11 protein-coding genes are annotated in these 16,400 nt (G+C 72.8%); 6 read left to right on the top strand and 5 right to left on the bottom strand.

The genetic code is table 11. The features are described 5' to 3' along the window. Positions 1-111: 111 nt before the first annotated feature. Positions 112-3,390 (bottom strand): tetratricopeptide repeat protein, encoded by a 3,279-nt coding sequence (locus tag ACZ5ID_RS27465; protein ID WP_468903054.1) that lies wholly within the window; start codon positions 3,388-3,390, stop codon positions 112-114. Positions 3,391-3,524: 134 nt separating this feature from the next. Here ACZ5ID_RS27465 and ACZ5ID_RS27470 point away from each other — a divergent pair, with 134 nt between their 5' ends. Then, complete coding sequence (locus tag ACZ5ID_RS27470) at positions 3,525-5,528, top strand: thioredoxin domain-containing protein (RefSeq protein WP_468903056.1); 2,004 nt, start codon at positions 3,525-3,527, stop codon at positions 5,526-5,528. A gap of 66 nt (positions 5,529-5,594) precedes the next feature. Here the strand turns inward: ACZ5ID_RS27470 and ACZ5ID_RS27475 are convergent, their stop codons facing one another. Beyond that, a complete protein-coding gene (locus ACZ5ID_RS27475) occupies positions 5,595-5,984 on the bottom strand; it encodes a hypothetical protein (protein WP_468903059.1) in 390 nt (129 codons plus the stop codon). Positions 5,985-6,314: 330 nt separating this feature from the next. On the opposite strand from ACZ5ID_RS27475, the gene ACZ5ID_RS27480 reads away from it, so the two are divergent. Both ACZ5ID_RS27480 and ACZ5ID_RS27485 read left to right on the top strand, forming a co-directional pair. Next, positions 6,315-8,687 carry a glycoside hydrolase domain-containing protein gene (locus tag ACZ5ID_RS27480; protein ID WP_468903062.1) on the top strand — a complete coding sequence of 791 codons (2,373 nt, stop codon included), beginning with the start codon at positions 6,315-6,317 and terminating at the stop codon, positions 8,685-8,687. 40 nt (positions 8,688-8,727) lie between these two features. Further along, on the top strand, positions 8,728-9,453 hold the full coding sequence (locus ACZ5ID_RS27485) for a hypothetical protein (RefSeq protein WP_468903065.1): 726 nt from the start codon (positions 8,728-8,730) through the stop codon (positions 9,451-9,453). Positions 9,454-9,560: 107 nt separating this feature from the next. Here the strand turns inward: ACZ5ID_RS27485 and ACZ5ID_RS27490 are convergent, their stop codons facing one another. The 3 genes from ACZ5ID_RS27490 to trhA are packed head-to-tail and all read right to left on the bottom strand — an operon-like array spanning position 9,561 to position 12,520. Next, positions 9,561-10,199 (bottom strand): TetR/AcrR family transcriptional regulator, encoded by a 639-nt coding sequence (locus tag ACZ5ID_RS27490; protein ID WP_468903067.1) that lies wholly within the window; start codon positions 10,197-10,199, stop codon positions 9,561-9,563. A 10-nt stretch (positions 10,200-10,209) separates the two neighbouring features. Next, positions 10,210-11,781, bottom strand: coding sequence for an MFS transporter (locus tag ACZ5ID_RS27495; protein ID WP_468903069.1), 1,572 nt, complete (start codon positions 11,779-11,781; stop codon positions 10,210-10,212). A gap of 58 nt (positions 11,782-11,839) precedes the next feature. After that, the gene (gene trhA / locus ACZ5ID_RS27500; protein WP_468903071.1) at positions 11,840-12,520 is read right to left on the bottom strand and encodes a PAQR family membrane homeostasis protein TrhA; all 681 of its coding nucleotides are present in this window, start codon (positions 12,518-12,520) and stop codon (positions 11,840-11,842) included. 269 nt (positions 12,521-12,789) lie between these two features. Here trhA and ACZ5ID_RS27505 point away from each other — a divergent pair, with 269 nt between their 5' ends. The 3 genes from ACZ5ID_RS27505 (at position 12,790) to ACZ5ID_RS27515 (ending at position 16,315) form a co-directional block, all read left to right on the top strand. After that, on the top strand, positions 12,790-14,625 hold the full coding sequence (locus ACZ5ID_RS27505) for a phosphoenolpyruvate carboxykinase (GTP) (RefSeq protein ID WP_468903073.1): 1,836 nt from the start codon (positions 12,790-12,792) through the stop codon (positions 14,623-14,625). A 261-nt stretch (positions 14,626-14,886) separates the two neighbouring features. Next, positions 14,887-15,870 carry a serine/threonine-protein kinase gene (locus ACZ5ID_RS27510; protein WP_468903075.1) on the top strand — a complete coding sequence of 328 codons (984 nt, stop codon included), beginning with the start codon at positions 14,887-14,889 and terminating at the stop codon, positions 15,868-15,870. Further along, positions 15,857-16,315, top strand: coding sequence for a hypothetical protein (locus ACZ5ID_RS27515; protein WP_468903078.1), 459 nt, complete (start codon positions 15,857-15,859; stop codon positions 16,313-16,315). Before ACZ5ID_RS27510 ends, ACZ5ID_RS27515 begins: the two co-directional genes overlap by 14 nt. Positions 16,316-16,400 lie beyond the last annotated feature (85 nt).

Here is a 16,400-nt window from a genome sequence, read left to right on the forward strand (position 1 = left end):
TGTGCGGTCGGCCGCGGGTCGTGGGTGGCCGGTCGCGCAGTTCCCCGCGCCCCTAGGGGCGCGAGGGTCGGCCCCAGCCCCGGGGCCCGGGGAGCCGGCCGCGCCCGTTCCCTACCGGGCCGCCCCCACCGGTACCCCCATGACCTCCCGGGAGTGGCGGGTCGGGACCATGCCCAGATGCCAGGCCTGCCAGCCGTCCTCCAGTTCCACGCCGCGCTCCAGCATCAGCGCGTACGCCTCCGCGCAGTCCTCCAGTTTGCCGTCGCGGGTGGTGTGGTGGGCGCGGATCAGCTGGGACAGCTCCTCCTGGGCCACCGCGACCCCGATCTCCGAGCCGCCCGCCGAGGCGTACGGCAGCAGGGTGCAGCGCAGGAAGCGGGCCCAGTCGCCGCCCCGGCGGTCCCCGTAGGAGTCGAACAGCTCGACCGCCTCGTCGCACAGCCGCAGCGCCTGGGGCGCGCGGTTGTTGCCCGCGTCGATCAGGGCCAGCTCCAGACAGGTCCAGGCCTCGCCATGGGCCACCCCGATGCGGTGGAAGTCGGCGCGGGCGTCGACCAGGAGCTGGCGGGCGAAGCCGGAGTTGCGCAGGTTGCCGGTCTGCGCGGCGCGCTGGTCGCGGGTCACCCGGCCCGAGTGGTGGCGGGCGCAGGCCAGCCCGTACACGTCCCGCATCCGCGAGAACATCGTCCGGGCCCGCTCCAGCTCGCGGACCGCCTGGTCGCGGTCGCCGCGCTCCTCCAGGGCCTGGCCCAGGTAGTACAGCGTCCACGCCTCGCCCCGCGCGTCCTCCTGCTCGCGGTGGCGCGACAGGGCCTGGCGGAGCCCGTCGACGGCCGGGGACGGGTCGCCGTCCACCAGGCGGGCACGGGCGAGCTGGGTCAGCGCCCAGGCCTCGCCGCGGCCGTCGCGGGTGCGGCCGTACAGGTCGAGCGCGGTGCGCAGGGCCTCTTCCGCGCGCGCCACGTCGCCCATCCGCAGACACACCTGGCCCAGCTGGAAGTGGGTCCAGGCCTCGCCGTGCAGTGACTCGCCCTCGCGGTGCAGGGCGAGTGCCGTGTCCAGCAGGGTGAGGGCTTCCGCGAGGTTCGCCCGGTCGCGCTCGACGGCCGCCAGGGCGTGCAGCGACCAGGCCCGGTCCTCGTCCTGCTCGGGCGCGGCCTGGAGGTCGATGGCCTCGCGCAGCTTGGCCGCCGCCTCGGTGAGATTGCCCTGATGGTGCAGGGTGATACCGAGCGAGGCGAGCGCGAGGGCCGCGCCCGCGTCGTTCTGCGCCTCCCGGTAGAGGCCGACCACCGAGGTCAGCGTGGTGCGGGCGGTGTCGAGCTCGCCGAGCTGACGGGCCGCGATGCCGGTGCGCCACCGTACCGAGCGTTCAAGCAGGCCCTGGTCGACGGCCTGGGACAGCTCGCTGATCTCGCCGAGCCGGTAGAGGTCGCCGCGCAGCAGGCAGTAGTCGCAGAGCGCGCCCAGCAGGTTGAGCACCGCCTGCTGGTTGACGTCCTCCGCGTCGCGCAGCGCGGCCGTGATGAAGCTCGACTCGTCGTCCAGCCAGCGCAGGGCCGCGTCCAGCGAGGTGAAGCCGTGGCCGCCGAACTGCCCGGCGCGGGTGGAGAGTTTGCCGTCGACCATACGGATCACCGCGTCGGCGAGGTCCGCGTAGTTCTGGATCAGCCGCTCCTGCGCGGCGGTGCGCTCGGTGGCCTCCTCCTCGTCGAGCAGACGGGCCCGCGCGAACGTCCGTACGGTGTCGTGCAGCCGGTAGCGGTCGGCGCGGACCCGGTCGATCAGGCCCGCCCGCGCCAGATCGGCCAGCAGCCGGCTGGCCTCCGCCTCGCCGGTGGCCAGCAGCGCCGCCGCGGCTGCCGCGCCCAGCGAGGCCCGCCCGGCGAGGGCGAGGCGCCGCAGCAGCCGGCGCGACTGCTCGCCCTGGTCGGTGTAGCGCAGCCACAGGGCCCGCTCGACGGGCGCCACCGGGCCGTACGCCCCGAGGTCCGCCGCCAGCGTCCGGGCGTCGCGCGAGCCCAGCGAGGAGCCGGCGACGCGCAGCGCGAGCGGCAGGCCGCCGCACAACTCCCGTACGGCGGCGGTGGCTTCGCTGTCCTTGAGAGCGTAGGGCTCCTTGGCGTCCTCCTGGGCCGACTCGCGCAGCAGCTCCTCCGCGCCCGCCTCGTCGAGCGGCTCCACCGCCAGCTGGTGCACCCACGCCGGGAAGTCCTCGGGCAGCTCCAGTGGCCGAGCGGCCGTCACCAGGACCAGGCTGTCGGACCGCTCGGGCACCAGGGTGCGCACCTGCTCGGCGTCGACGGCGTCGTCCAGGACCACGGTGACCGGGAGGCCGGTCAGATGCTGGTGGTAGAGCTCGGCGAGCCGGCGCACCTGCTGATCGGCCGAGGACCTTCCCCGAGCTTTCGCCTCCGCTCCGGCAGGGGAGACCCCGTCTCGGAACAGCAGCTGCTCGCGGGGCGCGCCGAGCCGGTTGAGCAGGTGCAGCAGCGCGTCACGGGTCGGCAGGGGTGTCTGCGTGGCCGGGCTGCCCTGGCCGCCGCCGCGCAGATCCACCAGGCAGGCGCCCCGGAACTGGTCCCGCAGCTGGTGGGCCGCCCGTACCGCCAGGGTGGTGCGGCCCACGCCCGCCGGGCCGTGCAGCACCACCACCGTGGGACGGGTCTCGGTCGCCGCGCGCGCCGAGTGCACCCACTGGGCGATGCGGGCCAGCTCCGCGCGCCGCCCCGAGAACGGCCCCTGCGGCTCGGGCAGATGGCCGAACGACTGCTCCAGGACCGTTCGCCGCCGGGCCGCCGCGCTCTTGTCCGTGCCGCGCAGCTGGGTCGGTACGGAGGTGCTCGTCTTCTTGCCGGTACGGGCCGCCGGGGCCGTCATGCGCTGCTGGTCCAGGAACGGGCGGATGCCCCGTACGTCCAGGGCGGTCAGCCACTGGAGCCGCAGCTGCTCGGCGCCACCCGGGCGGCCGAGCTCGCCGGCGCGCCGGTGGGCGGCGGGCCAGTGCGCGGCGGTGACCCGGACGACGGTGGTCGCGGCCCCGGCGACGGCGACGGCCGCCCCGGCGCCGACCGCCGGTCCCGTGCCGGTTCCCAGCGCCGCGTCCGCGACGACGGCGGCGACGGCCGCCACGGCGGTCACCCAGAACGCCGTGCCCGCCTTCTCGCGGGCGAACCGGGCGCCGAGCGTCGGCTGCCCGGCCTGTGCCTCGTCCAGCGCCCGGGTGTACGCCGTGTACTCCTCCTCGGCGCTCGCGGCCAGCGCGTCCAGCGCCGCCCGGCCGCGTGTCAGCAGCGCGTCGGCGTCGGCACGTCCGCCGGAGCGGCGCACCTCCTCCTCGACCGCGCGTGCCAACAGCCGTTCGGCCTCAGCCCGATGGCCGTCCCGCATGTGGTCCCCCTCCGAGAGCGTCCGGTGCGACATGAGTCCTGGTCGAGTGTGCCGGTGGTGTCAAGTGTTCCGCGTGCCGCGCGTCGGCGCGAGGGAGCCGCCGGATCGCGCCGCCCGTGGGGGAGGATGGGCCCATGTCGAACCGCCTGGCCCATGAGACGTCCCCGTATCTGCTCCAGCACGCCGACAACCCCGTCGACTGGTGGCCCTGGTCGCCCGAGGCGTTCGCCGAGGCGCGCGAGCGCGGGGTGCCGGTGCTGCTCAGCGTCGGGTACAGCAGCTGCCACTGGTGCCATGTGATGGCCCATGAGTCGTTCGAGGACGACGCCACCGCCGCGTACCTCAACGAGCACTTCGTCAACGTCAAGGTCGACCGCGAGGAGCGCCCGGACGTCGACGCCGTCTACATGGAGGCGGTGCAGGCGGCGACCGGCCGGGGCGGCTGGCCGATGACGGTCTTTCTGACCCCCGGCGCGGAGCCGTTCTACTTCGGCACCTACTTCCCGCCCGAGCCGCGCCACGGCATGCCCTCGTTCCGGCAGGTCCTGGAGGGGGTGCGGGCCGCGTGGGCGGACCGGCGCGAGGAGGTGGACGAGGTCGCCGCGAAGGTCGTACGGGACCTGTCCGAGCGTGAGCTCGTGTACGGCGGGGGCGCCGGGGTGCCCGGCGAGGAGGAGCTGGCGGGTGCGCTGCTCGGGCTGACGCGGGACTACGACGAGCGGCATGGCGGCTTCGGCGGCGCGCCCAAGTTCCCGCCGTCGATGACGCTGGAGTTCCTGCTGCGCCACCACGCGCGCACGGGCGCGGAGGGTGCGCTGGAGATGGCCGCCGACACCTGCGAGCGGATGGCGCGCGGCGGCATCTACGACCAGTTGGGCGGCGGCTTCGCGCGCTACTCGGTCGACCGCGAGTGGGTGGTGCCGCACTTCGAGAAGATGCTCTACGACAACGCGCTGCTGTGCCGGGTGTACGCGCACCTGTGGCGGGCCACCGGTTCGGAGCTGGCGCGCCGGGTGGCGCTGGAGACGGCCGACTTCATGGTCCGCGAGCTGCGCACCGCCGAGGGCGGCTACGCCTCGGCCCTGGACGCCGACAGCGACGACGGCGGCGGCCGGCACGTCGAGGGCGCGTTCTACGTGTGGACGCCCGCGCAGCTCGCCGAGGTGCTGGGCGAGAAGGACGGGGAGGCGGCGGCCCGGCACTACGGGGTCACCGAGGAGGGCACCTTCGAGGAGGGGGCCTCGGTCCTCCAACTCCCCTCCGACGGCGGCCCGGTGGGGGCCGACGTACGGGAGCGGCTCTTCGAGGCGCGCGAGCGGCGACCGCGTCCGGGCCGGGACGACAAGGTCGTCGCCGCCTGGAACGGTCTGGCGATCGCCGCGCTCGCGGAGACCGGCGCGTACTTCGACCGGCCCGACCTGATCGAGCGGGCGACCGAGGCGGCGGACCTGCTGGTGCGCGTCCACATGGACGACCGCGCGCGGCTGTCGCGTACGTCCAAGGACGGCCGGGCGGGCTCGAACGACGGGGTGCTGGAGGACTACGCCGATGTGGCGGAGGGCTTCCTGACGCTCGCGGGCGTGACGGGGGAGGGGGCGTGGCTGGAGTTCGCCGGGTTCCTGCTCGACCTCGTCCTGGACCGGTTCACCGGCGGGGGCGGGGTGCTCTACGACACCGCGCACGACGCCGAGAAGCTGATCAGGCGCCCGCAGGACCCCACGGACAGCGCCACCCCGTCGGGCTGGACGGCGGCGGCGGGCGCGCTGCTCTCGTACGCCGCGCACACCGGTTCCACTCCCCACCGGGCGGCGGCCGAGGCGGCGTTGGGCGTGGTGAAGGCGCTGGGGCCGCGCGCCCCGAGGTTCATCGGCTGGGGTCTGGCGACCGCCGAGGCGCTGCTCGACGGGCCCCGCGAGGTGGCCGTGGTGGGCGAGCCCGGGGGCGAGCTGCACCGGGCCGCACTGCTCGGCCGGGCGCCGGGCGCGGTCGTGGCGGTGGGCGAGTCGGGCGGCGCGGAGTTCCCGCTGCTGGTGGACCGCCCGCCGGTCGACGGGGGCCCGGCGGCGTACGTGTGCCGCCACTTCACCTGTGAGGCCCCGGTGACCAGCGCGGACGACCTGGCGAGGGCGTTGTCCTGAGCGGATGCGCGGGTTCCCCGCGCCCGGTCGGGGCGCGGGGAACCGTGGCGAGCGACTGCCGTCCGGTCAGCTGTCGTTCTTGAAGATGCCGATGTAGTACCAGTCGCCCCGGTCCGGCGCCATCCAGGCGGGGACCCACTCGTCCTGCGAGCCGAGCCACCGGCCGCCGCTCTGGCCGCAGGTCCTGTCGGTCCACTTGCTGAAGTGCATGGAGTCGCGCCACCACCAGCCGCCGAAGCGGGTCTCGTAGCCGGGCGTGGCCAGACACGCGTGGGCGGGCCGGCCCTGCTGGTCCAGGCCGTCGATCTTGATGGACGCGACCTGGTGCGTCTCGTCGCGGATGACGATCTGCTGTCCGTTGGTGCCCGCGAACGCGGTCCCACCGGTGGCGGCGACGCCCGCGAACGCCAGCGCGCCGGTGGCGGCGGCCATGGTGAACTTCCTGCCGATACCCATGAGTTGATCCCCCTGGTGAAGCCTGAACGAGCTCGGTCAAGCCCGTTCGAACACAAATGATCACGTGCGGGGGAGATCGTACGGCACGTCGGGCCGTACCCGTACGCAGCCGTGACCGGGCGATCAGTCCGATATGATCACCGCATCATCGGCAGTCGACGGGGGACACCGGCGCCGAGGTGACGCGGGGGAAAACAGCTCTGGAGTTCCGGTCGATCCGCCATGCCCGCAGGGGCGTCGGCGGCGGTGCCGCCATGCCGGAACGCCCTTCTCCGCTCGCAGGATTCACGCACCCCCGAGTCCCGAGCCCCGCTCACCGGAGAGAGAGACATGGCGGACGAGAAGGTCCTTGCTGCCCAGAGGTGGGTCAACGCCACCTATGCCACGGTTCCCGGCTACGCGAGGTGCCCCGAGGACGGGCGCACCGGCTGGTCGACGATGTTCTCGTTGACGATGGCGCTCCAGGCCGAGCTGGGTATGGCCCCGTTGGTCGCGAGCTTCGGACCGGGGACGCTGGCGACGCTGGCCAAACGCGACGACATCGGCCCGAACGAGCAGAACGTCAACATCAAGAAGATCGTCGAGCACGCGCTGTTCTGCAAGGGGTACTGGGGCGGCGACGGCACGGGCGCGTACGCCGCCGTCACCGAGAGGTCGGTCCGGGCGCTGAAGGACGACGCGGGCATCGACGCCTCCAACGGCCTGGTGTCGCCCAAGGTCTTCAAGGCGCTGCTCAGCATGGACGCCTACGTCTCGTCCCCCCTGGGCGGCACCGACCGGGTCCGCGCGGTCCAGCGCTGGCTCAACGGGCGCTACTTCACCCGCTCGTCGTTCTTCGTCGGGCCCGCCGACGGCGTGTACTCCCGCGATGTGCAGAAGTCGCTGATGAAGGCGATCCAGTACGAGCTGGGCATCCCCGACGAGCAGGCCACCGGTGCGTTCGGGCCCGGCACCCAGGCGGGGCTGAAGAACCACACCGTCAAGGAGGGCGACTCGGGGATCTGGGCGCAGCTCTTCTCGGCGGCGTGCGTGTTCAACTCGCCGATCCCCAGCGCCAAGGGCGACGAGGACGTCGCCACCACGTTCCGGGACACGTTCGACGCGAAGCTCACCGAGTGGGTGAGGATCTTCCAGCGGTTCTCCGAGCTGGACACCCGCGACGGCCGGGGCGACTACCGCACCTGGGCCCAGCTGCTGGTCTCCACCGGTGACCCGGACCGCTCCACCAGCGCCTGCGACACCCGCTTCCGGATCACCCGGCCGCGTGCCGACGCCCTGTTCAAGGCGGGCTACACCCACGTCGGCCGCTACCTGTTCGACCCGCCGGGCAGCACGCTCGACAAGAACATCAAGGACGGCGAGCTGGCCGACATCTTCGCCGCCGGTCTGAGCGTCTTCCCGATCTACCAGGACAACGCCCGCCGACTCCAGGACTTCACCTACTCGCAGGGCTTCGCGCACGCGCTGAACGCCCACTCGTGCGCCGAGGCCTACGGCTTCAACCGCGGTACGGTCATCTACTTCGCGGTCGACTACGACGCCACCGCGGACGAGATCGCGTCGAACATCGTGCCCTACTTCAAGGGGGTCCAGGCCGGGCTCGCCAACCGCGGCGCGCGGTACGTCCACGGCGTCTACGGCTCGCGGAACGTGTGCACGCAGGTCGGCAAGGAGACCGACGCCCGCTACTCCTTCGTCTCCGGCATGTCCTGGGGCTTCTCCGGGAACCTGGGCTTCCCGCTGCCGCCGAACTGGGCGTTCAACCAGATCAAGGAGTTCAGGTTCGGCTCCGGCGGTGACTCGTTCGACCTGGACAACGACGCGCACCGCAGCGGCAGCGACACCGGCCAGAACACCGTGCACGCGACCGTGGAGCCGGCCTCCACGTTCGTCGACTACATCACCAAGCTCTATCCGCTCGCGCTCCAGTTCGAGAAGGGCGACCCGAACCAGCTCGTGATGGAGTACGGGCGCCAGAAGACGTACGGCGGCCCCCAGTGGTGGGCGCTCATAGGCGGGCCCAACCCCGACTTCATCAAGTTCGCGAACGGCAAGGGCGCGTCGCTGCTCCAGGAGTTCAAGGACCCGGTCACCGGGGCCATGATCGGGGCCGAGCACCTGCTGGCGGCGGCCAACGGCCACTACGTCAGGCCGCAGAAGGACGGCGACGTCAGGACGGTCGGCGCCGGCGACTTCGCGGGATGGGGCGGTGACCTGGTCACGCTCTACGGCGAGTGGCGGCGCGACGTCAAGGCGTATCCGTCCGGATACGACTACTGCAAGGCGAAGTTCGCGAAGGTCGGTGTGATCTCCACCTTCGGCTTCACCGACCTGATCGAGGACGCCGACGGCTATCTGATCGCCCGCCGGGTGGAGCAGGGCGGAAATCTGCTCGGTGTCGTCCGTGAGCACTACGGCATGGGGGAACGCGACGCCGGTGTCCTGAGCCGCTTCCGGGACTACTTCGCGCAGCGGTTCGGCGGCAGCACCGACTACGCCGTGACCATGGCCCGCTCGATCCTGCTGAAGGAGATCGACCCGGTCCTCGCCGCCGGGCGCGAGAAGCTCATCAAGGACATCGCCGGCGGGAGCGCCGCGATGCCGGGCGACCTCGCCGACTCCGCCCTCACCGACTTCTGCCGGGGCTTCGCGGACGGGCTCCGCGACCGCGCCCTCCAGGAAGCCAACGCCAAGGGCCGCTAGGTCCGGGACGAGAGTGACGAGAGTGATGAGGAACCGAACCATGAGTGATGCCATGACGCAGTCGGCGCGCATCGACCGCCGCCGCTTCCTGGTGGCCGGCGCGGGAGTCGCCGGTGGCGTGGCGCTGGTCGCGGGCGGGACCGCGGGGACGGCCCTCGCGGCCACGCCCCCGGCGGTCCCGGCGGTCCCGGCGGTCCCGGCGGTCCCGGCCGCGACGGAGTGGCGGGGCCGAACCTCCGCCAACGGCTGGCCCGTCGTCGTCTCGGCGCCGTCGCACCGGGTCGAGGGCGCGGGCGGGCTCTGCTTCACGGCGCTGGACGGCGATGTGGCGACCGTGCTCACCCATGTGGTGCGCCGCTACCACTACGAGCTGCACACGCTGGGCGCGGGCGAGGTCGTCGGCCACACCACCGCCCGGGCGGGGGCGGCGCCGTACGAGAGCAACCATCTCTCCGCAACGGCGGTCGCGATCCGTCCGCTGCTGTATCCGGTGCGCTCGCGCGACGGCTTCTTCCCGCACGAACTGGTGATCGTCCGCGACATCCTGGCGGACCTGGAGGGCGTGGTGAAGTGGGGCGGCGACGAGCCGGTCCCCAAGGAGTCGCACTTCCAGATCGACGTCCGCCCCGGTGACTCGGGGCTGCGCCGGGTGGCCGCGAAGCTGCGGGGCTGGGAGCTGAAGCCCGGCGAGGGCGCGGGCGCCATCGACGCCCTCGCGCCGGGGCGTCTGAAGGCGGCGAAGGCCCTGGCCGCGCGCCGGCGCTGACCGTCGGGGGTCCGGGGCTCCGCCCCGGGCCCCTTCCGGCTCTCCGCCCGCGGGCGACGGGTGGCCGGTCGCGCCGGGCGGGCGCGGCCCCGTCCCTCGGGGGACGCTCAGCCCCGCAGCCCGTCCCGGATCGTGTTCAGGGAGCGCTCCACCAGCTCCACCAGGTCGTCCCGGTGGTCGCGTTCGGCCCAGTACACGGTCGCCTCGTAGATCGCCCCCAGTACCGCCGTCGAGAACGCCCGCACCTCCAGGTCGTCCTCCGCGCGGCCGGTCCGCTCCGCCAGCACCTCGTTCAGCAGTCTGCTGGTGAGCGCGAAGGACTGCATCAGGCGGGCCCGCACCGCGGGTACCCGGACCAGCAGGGCGGTGCGCTGGATCATCTCCTCGCGGTCGGTCTCCAGGGCGAGGCGGGTCGCCTTGACGACGACGTGGCGCAGCGAGTCCAGGGGCGGTTCGTCCGCGGGGCGGGCCCGCAGCTCGGCGACCATGACCGGGTCGTACTCGTCCGTGAGGACGATGTCCTCCTTGGTGGGGAAGTAGCGGAACACCGTGGACGGCGAGACCTCGGCCGCCTCGGCGATCTGCTCGACCGTCGTCGCGTCGTACCCCTGCTCGGCGATCAGCCGGTAGGTGGCGCGCCGGATCGCGACGCGGGTCTTGAGCTTCTTGCGTTCGCGCAGCCCGAGCTGCGGCTGCATGTCCTCGGCGACGGAGTCGAGGGAACGGGTGCGAGGGGTGGCGGCCATGTCGACATTCTCAGGCATCCACGGCGTCCCCCGCGTCCGAGGCCCCCACCGGCGCCTTCGCCGGCTCCGGCACCTCCGGGCGCGGCGGCTCGCGCCCCGGCAGCAGCGCCACCGCGAGCAGCGCGGTGACCAGGGCCGCGACCCCGCACACCAGCAGCACCGTGGACATCCCGTGGACGTACGCGGAGTCGGCCGACGCGGCGAGCCGGGCGTCGCCCAGACGCGCCGCCACCAGGTGCGCGGCGACCACCGAGTCGCCCGCCCGGTCCGCGAGGGGCCCCGGCACCCCGGCCGTGTCGAGCCGGTCGGTGAACACGCCCGCGAGCAGCGAGCCGAGGAGCGCGATCCCGATGGCGCTGCCCACCTGGCGTACGGTCATCAGCAGTCCGGAGCCGCTGCCCGCGCGGTCGGGCGGCAGGGTCGCCAGCGCCGCCGTCATCGCGGGGACCATGGCGAAGCCGAAGCCGAGCCCGGTGAGGGTGAGCCACAGCGCGGTGAAGCCGTAGCCGCTCTCCACCGTGGTGCGGCTGCCGAGGAAGGCCGCCAGGGCGAGCACCACCAGGCCCGCGCCGATCGTGCCGCGCGCCCCGCACCGCCGTACCAGCGGCTCGCCGGCCTTGGCCGCGACCATCAGACCGCCCATCAGCGGCAGCATCCGCAGCCCGGTGCCGAAGGCGTCGTTGCCGAGCACCGCTTGGAGGTACTGGGGCAGGACGAACATCAGCCCCGCGAGGATGAACATCACCAGCGTCGCGGCCAGCGTGTTCAGCAGGAACGGCCGGTGGGCGAGGAGCGCCATGTCGAGCATCGGCCGCGGCACCCGCCGCTCCCGTACGACCAGGGCCGCGAGCAGCACCGCGCCCGCGGCGAGCGCGGCGAGGACCAGCGGGTCGCCCCAGCCGCGGGTCGGCGCCTCGATGATGCCGTAGATCAACGAGCCCAGGCCCGCGGCGGTGAGCGCGGTGGAGAGGGCGTCGACGCGCGGCGCGGCCGGGTCGCTGGTCTCGGGGAGCAGGAAGGCGCAGGCGGCGATGCCGATCGCGACCATCGGCACGTTGATCAGGAAGACCGAGCCCCACCAGAAGTGGTTGAGCAGGAAGCCGCCGATGATCGGGCCGAGCGGCAGACCGAGGGCGGAGGAGGCGGTGACGATGGAGACGGCCTTGGTGCGCTCCTCGGCGGGGAAGAGCGAGGGCAGTACGGCCAGGGCGAGCGGCATGACGAGGGCCGCGCCTATCCCCATGACCGCGCGGGCCGCGATGACCGCGCCGACGCTGCCGGTCAGCGCGCCGACGAGGGAACCGGCGAGGAAGACACCGAGTCCGGCGATCAGCATCCGGCGGCGCCCGAAGCGGTCGCCGAGCAGGCCGGCCGGGAGCATCAGCGCCGCGAAGACGACGACGTAGGCGTCGGCCATCCACTGCTGCTGGCCGGTGGTGGCGCCGAGCTGCTGGGCCATGGTCGGCAGCGCCACGTTGAGGATCGTCATGTCGAAACCGAGCACGAGCATGCTCGCGACCATCGCCGCCAGCGCCCACCAGCGCCGTGGATCGGGACCGGGCCCCGGTGTCATGGCAGTCATGGCACACCTCCGTAAGAGTTACTGTCAAGTGACAGTAACTCTCAAAAGGTGGTCGCGGTCAAGCGTGCCGGTAGGCGACCAGCGAGATACCGATGTAGTGGACGACGAAGGCGGCCAGCGTCAGGGAGTGGAAGACCTCGTGGAAGCCGAACCAGCGCGGTGAGGGGTTGGGGCGCTTGAGGCCGTAGATCACCCCGCCCGCGCTGTAGAGCAGTCCGCCGACGACGACCAGGACGAGCACCGCGACACCGCCGGTGTGCAGGAAGTCGGGGAGGAAGAAGACCGCGGCCCAGCCCATCGCTATGTAACAGGGCGTGTAGAGCCAGCGCGGGGCGCCGACCCAGAAGACGCGGAAGGCTATGCCGGCGAGCGCCGCCGCCCACACCGCCCAGAGCAGGACGCGCCCGGTGGAGTCCGGCAGGAGCAGCAGGGTGAGCGGGGTGTAGGTGCCCGCGATGATCAGGAAGATGTTGGCGTGGTCCAGCCGGCGCAGCACCGCCTCGCCGCGCGGCCCCCATTCGCCCCGGTGGTACAGGGCGCTGACGCCGAAGAGCAGACAGGCGGTCAGGGCGTAGATCCCGCAGGCGACACGCCCGCGGGTGGAGTGGGCGAGCGCGGTGAGCGCGAGGCCGGAGACCACCGCCGCCGGGAACATTCCGGCGTGCAGCCAGCCGCGCAGTTGGGGCTTCAGGGGCCCGGTCGGCGAGAGCGCCGTCACCTGATCAGTCATGTCCCGCATGCTACCTACGCCTCCGTAAGTTACGGATGGGGGCGGCCGGTAACCGTATGCCCGCCCCGTGCCGGGAGGTGAACATCTGGTGTCGAGTGGCGATGCTCACGTGAGAGTGCCTCTGGACATATGGGCGAGCGGCACGGATGATCAGATGAGTGCGGTCGGCACCGGATGAGCGCCAGGTAACACCGAAGCGTCCGGGTCGCAGCCCCCACGGGGCAACGAACGAAGAGACCCTCACAAGGGAATCACCGAACCCTCTACAAGGAGCGATCGTGGCGCGCGACATCGCGGCTCCCCTTTCCGTCCCGACCAACCACCAGGAACTGATCTCCTGGGTAGACGAGATCGCGGCCATCACCCAGCCGGACCGGGTGGTCTGGTGCGACGGCTCCGAGGCCGAGTACGAGCGGCTGTGCGAGGAGCTCGTCGCCAGGGGGACGTTCAAGAAGCTCGACCCGATCAAGCGCCCGAACTCCTACTACGCCGCGTCCGACCCGACCGATGTCGCCCGGGTCGAGGACCGCACCTTCATCTGCTCCGAGAAGGAGGAGGACGCGGGGCCGACCAACCACTGGAAGGCTCCGGCGGAGATGAAGGAGATCTTCGCGGGCGAGAAGGGGATCTTCCGGGGCTCGATGCGCGGTCGCACGATGTACGTCGTGCCCTTCTGCATGGGCCCGCTCGGCTCGGACCTCTCCGCCATCGGCGTCGAGATCACCGACTCCGCGTACGTCGCCGTCTCCATGCGCACCATGACCCGCATGGGACAGCCGGTCCTCGACGAGCTCGGCACCGACGGCTTCTTCGTCCGGGCCGTCCACACGCTCGGCGCGCCGCTGGCCGAGGGCGAGGCCGACGTGCCGTGGCCCTGCAACTCCACCAAGTACATCTCGCACTTCCCCGAGACCCGCGAGATCTGGTCCTACGGCTCGGGCTACGGCGGCAACGCGCTCCTCGGCAAGAAGTGCTACGCGCTGCGCATCGCCTCCGTCATGGCGCGCGACGAGGGCTGGCTCGCCGAGCACATGCTCATCCTCAAGCTGACCCCGCCGCAGGGCGAGTCCAAGTACGTCGCCGCCGCCTTCCCGTCCGCCTGCGGCAAGACCAACCTCGCCATGCTGGAGCCCACGATCTCCGGCTGGACCGTCGAGACCATCGGCGACGACATCGCGTGGATGCGGTTCGGCGAGGACGGCCGGCTGTACGCGATCAACCCCGAGGCCGGGTTCTTCGGCGTCGCCCCCGGCACCGGTGAGCACACCAACGCCAACGCGATGAAGACCCTGTGGGGCAACTCCGTCTTCACCAACGTCGCGCTCACCGAGGACGGCGACGTGTGGTGGGAGGGCATGACCGAGGAGGCCCCCGCGCGTCTGACGGACTGGAAGGGCAACGCCTGGACGCCGGACTCCGAGACCCCGGCCGCCCACCCGAACGCCCGCTTCACCGTCCCGGCCGGCCAGTGCCCGACGATCGCCCCCGAGTGGGAGGACCCCAAGGGCGTCCCGATCTCCGCGATCCTCTTCGGCGGCCGTCGCGCCTCCGCCGTCCCGCTGGTGACCGAGTCCTTCGACTGGAACCACGGCGTCTTCCTCGGCGCCAACGTCGCCTCCGAGAAGACCGCCGCCGCCGAGGGCAAGGTCGGTGAGCTGCGCCGCGACCCGTTCGCGATGCTGCCGTTCTGCGGCTACAACATGGGCGACTACATGGCCCACTGGGTCAAGGTCGGCGCGGACGCCGCGGCGAAGGGGGACGCCGCCAAGCTCCCCAAGATCTACTACGTGAACTGGTTCCGCAAGAACGACGCCGGCAAGTTCGTGTGGCCCGGCTTCGGCGAGAACAGCCGCGTCCTGAAGTGGATCGTGGAGCGCCTCGAAGGCAGGGCCGAGGGTGTCGAGACCCCGATCGGCGTCCTGCCGACGAAGGAGTCCCTGGACACCGCGGGCCTGGACCTGGCCGAGGACGACCTGGAGTTCCTCCTCAAGGTCGACACCGCGGTCTGGCGCGAGGAGGCGGCGCTGATCCCCGAGCACCTCAACACCTTCGGCGACCACACGCCCAAGGAGCTGTGGGACGAGTACCGCGCGCTGGTCGCCCGCCTGGGCTGACCCGCCCGCCCGAGACTCGTGGCGGGCTGCCCCGAACACCGCCCTGACCAGTGGGGTCACGACGGTCCGCCACGTTCGCGCCCGGCCCCCGGAGCCCCCTCACGGCTCCGGGGGCCGGCCGCTTTTCCGGCCGGTGGCGCCCGGTGTCCTCGCCGGGTGGTGGTTTTTCGCCGGGGTGGCTGCATCGGACGGGTGTTGGCGGGACACTCGGTCCCGGAGCGCGTTGGGCCGAGTGAGGGGGGCGCGAGGGTGCGCACACCGGTGAGTGATCCGCTGCGGGTGGGGCCGTACCGTATCGTGGGGCGGCTGGGGTCCGGCGGGATGGGCTGGGTGTATCTGGGACGGTCGCCCGCGGGCCGGGCCGTCGCCGTCAAGGTCGTACGTCCCGAACTCGCCGCCGACGAGGAGTTCCGGCGCCGCTTCGCGCGCGAGGTGGCCGCCGCGCGGCTGGTCGGCGGGGCCTTCACGGCGGCGGTCGTCGACGCCGACCCGGAGGCCGAACTGCCCTGGCTGGCCACGGCGTACGTGCCGGGGCCCGCCCTGTCGGAGGCGGTCGGCTCGGACGGCCCGCTCACCGGCGGCCAGGCCCGCCGGCTCGGGGCCGGTCTGGTGGAGGCGCTCCAGGCCATCCACGGCGCCGGGGTCGTCCACCGCGACCTCAAGCCCTCGAACGTCCTGCTCGCCGCCGACGGGCCGCGCGTCATCGACTTCGGCATCTCCATGGTGGCCGGCGCGACCGGGCTGACCCGGGCCGGGACGCTGATGGGCACCCCGCCCTACATGTCGCCCGAGCAGATGACCGGTGCCCGGGTCGGGCCCGCCAGCGACGTCTTCTCGCTCGGCGGGGTCCTCGTCTACGCCGTCACGGGGAGCGCGCCGTTCCGGCACGGCGCCGGAGTGGCCTACCGGGTGGTGCACGCCGAGCCCGAACTCGACGACGTACCCGCCGAGCTGCGGCCCCTGGTCGAGGAGTGCCTCGCCAAGCGGCCCGAGGACCGGCCCGGCCTGGACGCGCTGCTGAGCGGCCTGCTCGGCCCGGACGCGGGCAGCGCGCGGGCGCTGACCTGGCCGCCGCCCACCGTGGCCCGCCGCATCCGGGTCCGCACCGGCGAGCTGGACGGCCGGCGCGCCGCCGGGGACCGGGCCTCCCTGCCGTCCTGTCTGCTGCTGCACGCGCAGACGCTCCTGGACGCGGGCCTCAGCGACGCCATGGTGATCGAGGCGGTGGGCCGTGCGGCACTCTGAGGGGACGCCTGCGGGCGCCGGGGCCGAACTGGGCGCCCAGTGGCGCCCGCTGGTCCGTGCCTGGGCGTCCGGACGCCACTTGCACTGCGAGGAGGACACCGTCTCCGTCTCGCTGCGCTTCGACCTCGCCGACGCGGGACGGGCCGTCACCGTCCGGTTCATGACCACCACCAAGCTGCTGGTCGCGTTCATGACCGACGGCCGGTTCCTGCGCGGCGACCAGCTGGCGACGGCCGCCGCCGCGGCGAACGCGTGGAACACCGAACAGCTGGTCCCGATGCTGTCGGTGTGGGACGTACGCGGGCCCAGGCCCTGTATCGCGGGAGTCTGCACCCTGCCGCTCAACTGCCGGATGAACCGCGCCGAATTCGATTCCCTGGCGGGCGACTGGGTGGAACAGGCGAGACAGATGTTCCTCCGGTGCCATCAAGTGTTCCAGCTTTAGGAGAGGTGTTCGGATACCGCCCGGGGGCGGTCCCGGAAAGCCCGCGACAAAACCCGGGAACGGCCCCGGAACAGCCCCGAAATGG

The sequence above is a fragment of the Streptomyces sp. NPDC031670 genome (assembly GCF_055580545.1).